The 9,599-nt window shown below is 32.1% G+C and carries 12 protein-coding genes; 7 read left to right on the top strand and 5 right to left on the bottom strand.

Translation table 11 applies throughout. The features are described from left to right. Positions 1 to 192: 192 nt before the first annotated feature. Positions 193 to 2,385 carry a S9 family peptidase gene (locus HX049_RS17765; protein ID WP_286417664.1) on the bottom strand — a complete coding sequence of 731 codons (2,193 nt, stop codon included), beginning with the start codon at positions 2,383 to 2,385 and terminating at the stop codon, positions 193 to 195. A 162-nt stretch (positions 2,386 to 2,547) separates the two neighbouring features. Here HX049_RS17765 and HX049_RS17760 point away from each other — a divergent pair, with 162 nt between their 5' ends. From HX049_RS17760 to HX049_RS17750, 3 genes are all read left to right on the top strand, one after another. After that, positions 2,548 to 3,243, top strand: a complete 696-nt coding sequence (locus tag HX049_RS17760) for an SDR family oxidoreductase (RefSeq protein ID WP_286417663.1) — start codon at positions 2,548 to 2,550, stop codon at positions 3,241 to 3,243. 127 nt (positions 3,244 to 3,370) lie between these two features. After that, entirely contained in the window at positions 3,371 to 3,775 is a 405-nt protein-coding gene (locus tag HX049_RS17755) for a DoxX family protein (protein ID WP_286417661.1), read from the top strand. Positions 3,776 to 3,856: 81 nt separating this feature from the next. Then, on the top strand, positions 3,857 to 4,240 hold the full coding sequence (locus HX049_RS17750; protein WP_286417660.1) for a hypothetical protein: 384 nt from the start codon (positions 3,857 to 3,859) through the stop codon (positions 4,238 to 4,240). An 11-nt stretch (positions 4,241 to 4,251) separates the two neighbouring features. Here the strand turns inward: HX049_RS17750 and HX049_RS17745 are convergent, their stop codons facing one another. Continuing rightward, positions 4,252 to 4,872 carry a class I SAM-dependent methyltransferase gene (locus tag HX049_RS17745; protein WP_286417658.1) on the bottom strand — a complete coding sequence of 207 codons (621 nt, stop codon included), beginning with the start codon at positions 4,870 to 4,872 and terminating at the stop codon, positions 4,252 to 4,254. Between the two features lie 236 nt (positions 4,873 to 5,108). Here HX049_RS17745 and HX049_RS17740 point away from each other — a divergent pair, with 236 nt between their 5' ends. The 3 genes from HX049_RS17740 to HX049_RS17730 all read left to right on the top strand — a co-directional run bounded on the left by HX049_RS17740 (position 5,109) and on the right by HX049_RS17730 (position 6,501). Then, complete coding sequence (locus HX049_RS17740) at positions 5,109 to 5,723, top strand: GNAT family N-acetyltransferase (protein ID WP_286417656.1); 615 nt, start codon at positions 5,109 to 5,111, stop codon at positions 5,721 to 5,723. A 172-nt stretch (positions 5,724 to 5,895) separates the two neighbouring features. After that, positions 5,896 to 6,048 (top strand): hypothetical protein, encoded by a 153-nt coding sequence (locus tag HX049_RS17735; RefSeq protein WP_286417654.1) that lies wholly within the window; start codon positions 5,896 to 5,898, stop codon positions 6,046 to 6,048. Between the two features lie 12 nt (positions 6,049 to 6,060). Continuing rightward, positions 6,061 to 6,501, top strand: coding sequence for a Crp/Fnr family transcriptional regulator (locus HX049_RS17730; protein WP_353653727.1), 441 nt, complete (start codon positions 6,061 to 6,063; stop codon positions 6,499 to 6,501). A 56-nt stretch (positions 6,502 to 6,557) separates the two neighbouring features. On the opposite strand, the gene HX049_RS17725 is transcribed toward HX049_RS17730, so the two are convergent. The 3 genes from HX049_RS17725 to HX049_RS17715 form a co-directional block, all read right to left on the bottom strand. After that, positions 6,558 to 6,923 (bottom strand): DUF2200 domain-containing protein, encoded by a 366-nt coding sequence (locus HX049_RS17725; RefSeq protein WP_041891664.1) that lies wholly within the window; start codon positions 6,921 to 6,923, stop codon positions 6,558 to 6,560. Further along, on the bottom strand, positions 6,917 to 7,285 hold the full coding sequence (locus tag HX049_RS17720) for a DNA/RNA non-specific endonuclease (RefSeq protein WP_286417650.1): 369 nt from the start codon (positions 7,283 to 7,285) through the stop codon (positions 6,917 to 6,919). The genes HX049_RS17725 and HX049_RS17720 overlap by 7 nt, the downstream gene beginning before the upstream one ends. 305 nt (positions 7,286 to 7,590) lie before the next feature. Further along, the gene (locus HX049_RS17715; RefSeq protein ID WP_286417648.1) at positions 7,591 to 8,757 is read right to left on the bottom strand and encodes an MFS transporter; all 1,167 of its coding nucleotides are present in this window, start codon (positions 8,755 to 8,757) and stop codon (positions 7,591 to 7,593) included. A 97-nt stretch (positions 8,758 to 8,854) separates the two neighbouring features. Between HX049_RS17715 and HX049_RS17710 the strand changes: the two genes are divergently transcribed. Then, complete coding sequence (locus HX049_RS17710) at positions 8,855 to 9,544, top strand: AraC family ligand binding domain-containing protein (RefSeq protein ID WP_286417647.1); 690 nt, start codon at positions 8,855 to 8,857, stop codon at positions 9,542 to 9,544. The last annotated feature ends 55 nt before the right edge of the window (positions 9,545 to 9,599 follow it).

Here is a 9,599-nt window from a genome sequence, read left to right as displayed (position 1 = left end):
CATGGCAATAGGCTTATTAGTGTATTTAAACTTGGACTTGACTACTTATCAAGATTATTACTGTCTAAAAATAAGCACAATCCTCTAAATATCAATTGCTTTAGATTTTTGTCGTGTACTTAGATTTTTATTATAAAGTAATATGTATAAAAAAGCCGAGACATTGTCTCGGCTCTACTGTTTATGAAAATACTATTTTGTATTTGGTTTTTCTAGGTAATCAAAGAAATACTGTGCTATCTTGTCATTTAAGTGAACTCTATCTACTCCCATAACATTGTGTTCATGAGAAGGGTATAAGAAGTAATCCACTTGTTTTTTTGCTTTAATAGCAGCTTCTATAAACTCCATAGAATGCTGCTGAACCACTACAGGATCTTGAGCTCCATGAATAATTAAAAGCTTGTTGTTTATTTTATCTGCTTTGTTAAGTAAGCTTGTTTTTTCGTATCCATCAGGATTTTCGCTAGGCATATCCATATAGCGTTCTCCATACATGATTTCGTACATTTTCCAATCCATTACAGGTCCACCTGCTACACCTACTTTAAATACTTCTGGGTGGTTAACAGATAAAGTTGTAGTCATAAACCCTCCAAAACTCCATCCATATACACCTATCTTGTCTTGATTTACATAAGGAAGTGATTTTAAGTAATCTACCCCTTTCATTTGATCTGCCATCTCAGCTTGACCTAATTGTCTGTGGATTACTTGTTCGAAGTCACGTCCTCTATTAAAACTACCTCTACTATCTACCGTAAATACGATGTAACCATGCTGTGCCATATAGTTAAAGAATAGGTTCGCTCCACCTAACCATGTGTTGGTTACTAACTGTGCATGGGGACCTCCATATACGTATACCATCACTGGGTATTGTTTGTTCGCATCAAAGTTAGTAGGGTAGATGATACGTGCATTTAAAGGAGTTTTTCCATCTGCAGCTGTAATCGTCTTAATCTCTGTCTTAGGCATTGTCACAACCCCTTCAAAAGGATTTTTAGACTCTAATACTTGTTGCTCTTTTTTAGAATCAGCATTGACAATAGTAACTTTATTAGGAGTCTCTAAGTTGTTAAACTGATCTAAGAACAATGACTTACTTTTGTTTAAGACAACACTATGCGTTCCTGATAACGTAGTAATCTGTTCTGTTTTACCTTTTTTAAGGTTTGTTTTGAATAAGTGTCTATCTAATCCTTGATTTGTAACTCCTATATAGTAAAGATTTTTAGCCTCTTCATCGAAACCTAAGAACTCATTTACTATCACGTTTTCATGGCCTAATTTCTTGATTAGCTTGCCATTTGTATCGTATAAGAATAATTGTCTATACCCATCTGCTTCAGAAAAATATAAGAATTGATCAGGCGCACCAGGTACAAATACTAGACTATTAGAAGGCTCTGTATACGTTTTAGATTTCTCTTCGAATAACGTTTTTTCAAAAGCACCTGTAGCAGCGTTGTATTGATTTACTTTTAAGTGATTTTGTTCTCTATTAAGAACTCCTACATAAACATAGTTTCCAGAAGGATCCCAAGTAACCATGGTTAAGAATTGGTCTGCTTCACCCGTTTGTAGAGTTACCTTTTTACCAGTATATACGTCATAGATTACTAATGATACTTGTTCATTAGCCATACCAGCCATAGGATATTTGATGTTTTTTACTTCAGCTACACGCTCACTCCATTGAATGATAGGGTATGAAGTCACCATACTTTGGTCTTTTCTATAGTATAAAAGTTGGTCTTGTTTTGGACTCCACCACATTCCTTTATTAATACCAAACTCATTACGGTGAGTATCACTACTTCCGTTAATAATATCTAGAGCAGGATCATTAGTCACTTTAATATCACCACCTTTATTAGTAGTTATCACAATATTATTATCTTGTAACCAAGCGATATGATCTCCATTGCGAGAGATGATTTGTTGGCTACCATTAAGATCAAATTTAAATGAATTCACTACCTTTTTATCAGCGAGATTAACCTTAAAGTAATACTTTAACTTATTAGCTGAGTCGTTTGTATAAAACTCTATTTCATTGTCATTTAACCAAGTTAAGTTAGTTGGGATGATTCTAAGGCTAAATGTAGTCCCTTTAACTGTGTTATTGATTATGTCTTCTAATTGTTTAGCAGTAAGAGCTGTTTGAGATTCCCATTTGTTAGCTTGACTTTTTATTAAAAGACTATCTCTATTTTTAGTTACAAAACTCAGGGTATTGTCATTCTTCCAAGATGGTTGAAGGATTCTTTCTGCAGCAAACTGTCTACCTTGTCCTAGTGTAGCCTCTGTCATATCAAAGTTGCGTTGTGCAAACATGATGTTTCCAGCTAGCAAAAAGAATAATACTGATTTGTTCTTCATAATTACTATAGTTGTTTTTATCGTTGGCTAATTTAAATCCAAATATGTCACTAGCCAAATTAGAGTATAAAAAAAAAAACAATATATCAGTCTTTATGACAAGATAGAATTGTTCTTTATTTTATATCTTTATTTTTTTAAAATAACCCATAAGAATAGTATATGCAAAAAGTAGTGTACATCACAGGAGGTACTAAAGGTATAGGAAAAGGAATAGCACAAGCTCTTTTAGAACAAGGGTATAAAGTAGCAATATCTGGTAGAAATATAGATACAGTAAACGAAGCTATCAGTGAGTTAGGCCATACAGATAATGTATTAGCGATTCAGTCTGATGTGAGAAAGTATGAAGATGAAGAAAGGGCTGTGGAACAGATAATTCAGAAATTCGGAAAATTAGATATTGTGATTGCCAATGCGGGAATAGGTATCTTCTCATCTATAGAAGATATGAGTCTAGAGGATTGGAATACGATGATAGATACGAATCTAACAGGGGTATTTCACACATTAAAAGCATCTGTAAAGCAATTAAAACAGAATAAGGGATACTATATCAGTATTGCGAGCTTAGCAGGGATAAACTTCTTCGCTAATGGAAGTGGTTATAATGCTAGTAAGTTTGGTGTAGTAGGTTTTACTCAAGCAGCCATGTTAGATCTTAGAAATGCAGATGTAAAGGTGACAACAATCTTACCTGGTTCTGTAACTTCTAATTTTAATAACCACCAGCCGTCTGATGCAGATCATTGGAAAATACAACCAGAAGATATGGGACAGTTGGTAGTAGACGTCTTAGCGATGAATCCTCGTGTACTTCCTAGTAAAATAGAAGTAAGACCTGCTAAGACAAGTTAGTATATAATATACCACAAAGTCAAGAGACTTTGTAGAGTCTTAGGAAAGATTAATTAATGTAAGGTATTATTTCGGCATTTTGTATTGCAAAATTCCGAAATAACAGAATGACAAAAAACAATAGAATATGAATGCAGATTTTGGAAAATTCCTATTGAGATTAGGTGTTGGAGGACTAATGATCTTCCACGGGATCCATAAATTAATACATGGACATGATTTTATTATTAACCAGCTAAAAACACATAATCTACCAGAGTCGCTATGGATAGGAGTTCCTATTGGAGAGATAGTGGCACCTATATTTTTACTTGTAGGATTTGCTACACGTATTTCAGCTTCTATTGTTGCATTTACGATGTTTATGTCTCTATTTTTAGTAAAGGGAATGGGAAGCTTTGGGTTAGATCCTAGTACTGGAGGGTTAAATGCTGAGTTGAACTTATTATATCTATTAGCAGCTTTAGCTATAGCCTTTATAGGTCCTGGAACTATTCGCTTTTATAAAGGGAAAAAAGGGATATGGGTATAGTTATTTTATAAACCTAAATACAAAAAGAACAGAACATCGAATGAGATCACAATTCCACAACATCACAAAAAAAACAATAGAATGAGAGTATCATTTGATTTTGATGGAACATTGACAGAAAAGGAAGTCGCCCAATATGCAGAAGAGTTAATTCATAAAGGAATAGATGTCTTTATCGTAACAGGGAGGTATAATGAATTGCTTTGTTCTATGAATGGTGGGAAGAATAATGAAGATTTATTCTTACTAGCAGATAAAATAGGTATCGCGCATAAGCATATTATATTTACCAATAGAGCAGATAAGAGCTACACTATAGGAGGTAGTGGTCTTATTTGGCATTTAGACGATGATTTAAACGCTCTAAACGATATTAACAGATATTCTGATATAAAAGGGATTTGGATAGGGGAGGATAACTGGAAAGAGCAATGTGATAAATTAATAAAAGAGGCTAGTATCTAATACATAGCCTCTTATTTTTTTCGTAAGACAACTAACCTCTCTGTAAGCGTCTCGATTTGATAATCAAACTGATTTGCTATATATTCAATAGTTTTGAAGGTATAAATAAAAACATGGGTTTGATCTTTTCTATAATACCAATTTTTAAAATCAGCTTGTTCTGCAAACAAATGTGTTTTAATGATAAGTAAGCCTCCTTGCTTTAAAATCTTCGTTAGTTTGTCAATTTCATTATAAGGGCTATAAAAATGCTCAAATACTTCACAGCTAAAGATATAATCATATACTTTATCTAGATAAGTAAGGTCTGGATGAAAGAAAGGATCATAAAGATCGACAGTATAGCCTTGTTCTACCAGTTGCTTTGTAATTACAGGGCCTTTTCCACATCCATAATCTAGACCTAGCATATCTGGTGTACAATGTGCTAATACAGTATTCGTTACAGGAGCTGTAAAATGTTGATAACCGATATCATTCACATCATTATTATGACATTCATAGTGGCTTTTTTCTTTGTCTTGATCAAAGTAAAGTATCTCATCCTTTAGGTATGCATTACACGTATGGCAGATATAATACTCTTCATCTACCTTAGTGCTTAAAGGTGTATTACACAGTGTACAATTCATGTTTAGGTTTTAATTAGAGTACAAAAGTAAGTATTTAAGTCCATTGCCTCTCTAAATGATTAAATGGATATTAAGGCATCGTTTTTTGTAGTTTCATTCTATAAAACAGTAAGCTGGTGTATTGATTATGTTGCTTGGTGTCTTCTAATATCGATAAACCCAAAGAGAATACACGTTTTTTATACATTTACTCCTTACTAATTATACTCTTAAATAAAGGAGTTGTATAAATAATTATGGCTAAAAATAACAACACACAATGGATTCTATATCCAACAGTATTAGAAGGGGCAACAGTAGATCTTATCCCTTTAGAGAAAGAGCATTTAGAAGAGCTATATCAGGCTAGTGCGGATAAAGAGCTTTGGCGATTAGTACCTACAGATTGTTCTGATAGAGATACTTTTTATGACAACTATCAAGATGCTTTAACAGCAAGAGAAAAAGGAATACAATATCCATTCGTTATTATTGATAAAAGAACACAGAAGATTATAGGTTCTACACGATTCTTTGAAATATATGAAGCAGACAAGAAATTAGAAATTGGATGGACTTGGATAACACAAGAATACTGGGGGAGTGTAGTGAATCTGGAATGTAAATTACTACTCTTGACTTATTGCTTTGAAGTACTAAAAACAAATCGTGTACAACTGAAAACAAAAGACACTAATATTCGCTCTAGAAAAGCCATAGAGAAGATAGGAGGAGTCTTTGAAGGTATTCTAAGAAAGGATAAAATACAGAATGATGGAACAACTAGGAGTGCTGCTTATTATAGTATATTAGACGACGAATGGGAAAAAGCTAAAGAAAAGATACAATTTTTAATTAATAACAGAATTTAGATGGTTCTATTCTAGTTAATAAGAGTGCTTTTTAATATAGAATTGAGTTATATAGGTGATATTCATCATATATTATTGGCTATTGTGTTTTTTAGTTTAATTATTAACAGTTTAAGTTCTCATATTGGCATATAATGTGATGTTTTTAATATAGAATTAATATTTTATCCTTATGATGAATATAAAATTATTGAAAAAATATGGCGCAAAGACAGTTTTCTATGAGAAGGACGATATAATTTTTGAACAAGGAATGGCTCCTGACTATTTTTACTATATAGTAAAAAGGGAAATAAAATTAAATACATATGATGATGAAGATTAAAGAAAAGAATTTATCTATAGTTTCTATTCTCAAGGGCAAAACTTTGGAGAAACAACAATCTTTCTAAAGACTACTTATATTTGTAATGCTATTGCTGTTGAACCAACAAAAATATTAAAATTAAAACAGGAAATCTTTTTGTCTCTTATTAAAGAGAACCATGATTTCTCTTTATTAATTAGTTCTAACTTATCTAGGAAGTTATATTTTCAAGGAGTAATGGCACCTAAAATATTTGCTCAAGATGCAGAAAAAAGAGTACTAATTTTATTAAATTATGGCAAGGCAAATTGGCAACATCCTTTAATTAAACAAGATTTGTACATTGTTGATTTGACTAGAAAAGAAATAGCAGATATGACTGGTTTAAGAATAGAAACAGTGATACGAAGTATTAAAAGATTAAAGAATAGTAATAAATTAAGGTTTATAATACTTGTTCTAATCTTTTAGATAATATGTCTGTCTTCATTTTTTAAAGCTGTATAACCTCAAACTTTCGTAGTTATTTATTTTCTTAGTATTTTATCCATTGCTTTTCCTTTAGCTAGCTCATCAATGAGTTTATCTAGATAACGTATTTTTTGCATAAGTGGGTGTTCAATATCCTCTACACGATATCCACAGATAACTCCTTTTATTTGATTGATATTAGGATTAATCAGAGGAGCTTTAGCAAAGAAGGTCTCAAAGTCTACTTTAGTATCTATTATTTGAACTAAAGAGCATTGATCATATCCTGTAAGCCACTCTATAATAGTATCTACCTCTTCTTTTGTTCTGCCTTTTTTCTCTGCTTTAGCAATATAATGAGGATATACACTAGCAAAAGAGGTACTGTATATCTTATGATTCTCCATATCTTTATTTACCATATTTCAATTTCTTTCGTAAATGTCTGATCACCGTCTACTTCTATAATAACCTTAGAAGGGATAAAACTATTGCCTTTATACTCAGGAAAGGCCTTGTATTGCACTTTAGAACCTTGTTGAAGTAAGTCAACAATATAATTATCTATTTCTCTTTTTTGAAGAGCAGCTTCTGGTGAAACATATAAAATATTAAAAGGGGAGTCATCTCCACCAAAAGCTAAACCAATAAGATGTAGCTTATCTAAATGACCTTTATTAAAATGTCTTTCTGCTTCCTTATGACTACATATTTGAGTGTAATCACAGGTATCTGTTGGTTCAACAGCAGGTGGTTTTCTTTTAAAAACATCAAAAATCCCCATAGTATAATCGTTTAGTTAGTTAATAGTGAGTTCAATATAAACTATTTTTTTGATTCTACGATCGATAAATATACTAGCAGTAGTCATTATATTAAAATAGCACTCTAGAATTAAAAGTTACATCTTTTAACTCTAGAGTGCTATAGGTTAGAATTAGTTATTTTAAACCCAGATTATGCAACAGACATATAAACGAAAAGTAATTATACAAAATAGGTCTTAGAGCTAATGAAAGAACTATGAAGTAGAATTGCTTTGTAGTATTTGGCTAATGCGTAATGTGGGGTAAACTAATAAAGTGGGGACTATAATTTTCCTTTCTTAGATAGAAAGACTATACCTAATGCTAAGAAACTCCACAACAGCATTTGGGTTAAGGATCCTAGCCATCCATTGATACTCCAGCTAATCAGACCAAAAAAAGTTCCTATACCAGCTCCTATGAAATAAGCAGTCATATAGACTGTGTTTAATCTACTATGAGCTTCTTCACTAAGAGCGTAGATACGAGTGAAATTAGTAATTTGTGTTGCTTGAACCCCAATGTCTAATAAGAATATTGCAATAATTAAAATTAGAATAGAATTCGGGAAAATAAGCATTCCTACAAGGCTAATAATTATTAATGAAATCGTTAGGAATAAGTTTTGAAAGACTTGTCCTTTATCTGCTAATTTGCCAAAATAAGGAGCTACTAAGGCTCCTCCGATAGCGACTATCGCAAACATACCTATCATAGATGGTGTATAATTAAAGGGAGCTCCACTTAAGTGAAAAGTAAGTGTAGTCCAGAAAGAGCAGAATATCCCAAAGGTCAAGGAACCTAATAAAGCAGCTTGACGTAGTATTTTGTGTTCTTTGACTAAGCGTAGTGTAGATTGTAATAACTGTATATAACTACCCTTAAACTTAATAGGCGCATTAGGTAGAAATTGCCACATCAGTATAATACTAATAAAGATCATGATCCCAGAAAAGGTAAAGACACTCTGCCATCCCCATAAATCTGTTAACCATCCACTAACTAGACGTGAACCAAGAATACCACATAGTATTCCACTAAAAACAATCCCTACGCTTTTCCCTCTATTCTCTTTGTTTAATAGAGCTGCCATGGGTAAAATAATTTGGGCAGGAGTAGAACATACACCAGCTAAAAAGCTCAATATTAGTAAGAAGTTTAAATGAGTGGTATTAGCAATACACATTAATACAAATATCTGTACAATAGATATCGCAATGATTAATCGCTTTCTATTAATTTTATCTCCTAAAGGAAGTAGGAAAAACATACCTATACCATAACCTATTTGAGCTAGCATAGATACTTTGCCTACTTCAGCTTCAGGCTCTTTTAGTGTTTCAGCAATGTTTTTTAAAATAGGTTGGTTATAGTAGACATTAGCTACAATAGTTCCTGCAGTAAATGCCATAATAGGGATAGCATATTTTTCTTTGTTTTTGATTGACATATTGTTTAGTTCGTTAAGCAGGCAAATGTAGTAGAGTTATCAAATACACTTTTGTATATTATGTTATATTAATAGTATATTTCGCTATGTTTGTAAGATGAAGTTAGTACAGTTCGAACCTTTGTTTTTAAGGCATTTTCGCACAGAAGAGTGGCCATTTACTTACCATAATCACAATCATTATGAATTAATGCTGATCAGTGAGGGGAGTGGTATACACGATTTAAATAAAGAGCAATCTACTTATCAAGGAAATACGATATTCTTTCTCTCACCAGAAGATAGTCATCATTTTTATATAGAAGAAAAAACAAGGTTTAGAGTCATCAAGTTTTTGCCTAGCGCAGTTAAAGATGGAGTCAATGCTAGTATAACAGATTATTGGAATAACCTACTGATTAACTTAGGTAGAAGATGGGAGGTTAGTAAAGGTAATGATGTTGAAATAGAGCTGATTAATAAGATTATATTAATTATTGATTTAATGATTGTAGAGTGGGAGGTTAATAATAAACAAGTGTCAGAATTACATACTAATCTACTAAGAAGTGTATTGTTATTAATGGATAAATATACGGCTGATAATACCTATATAATAGATCAGTATGACACTTCTAAAATAGAGAGAATACAGAATTATATTCATGCTAATATTCATTCTCCAGAGAAGTTAGTACTCAAAAGGTTGAGTGATTATTTTGGACTATCAGAATCAGGATTTAGAAACTATTTTTCAACTAATATGGGAATGAGTTTGACACAGTATACCTTTAGATTTGTTGAATAAGAAAATGATAATTTTATAGAAGTATAATAAAGCAACCAAATCAACAGAGTGAACC

The organism is Myroides odoratimimus, assembly GCF_030326305.1.
Taxonomy (GTDB): domain Bacteria; phylum Bacteroidota; class Bacteroidia; order Flavobacteriales; family Flavobacteriaceae; genus Flavobacterium; species Flavobacterium odoratimimum_A.
Note: the sequence above shows the minus strand (reverse complement) of the source record. Positions and strands in the feature narration are given on the sequence as shown.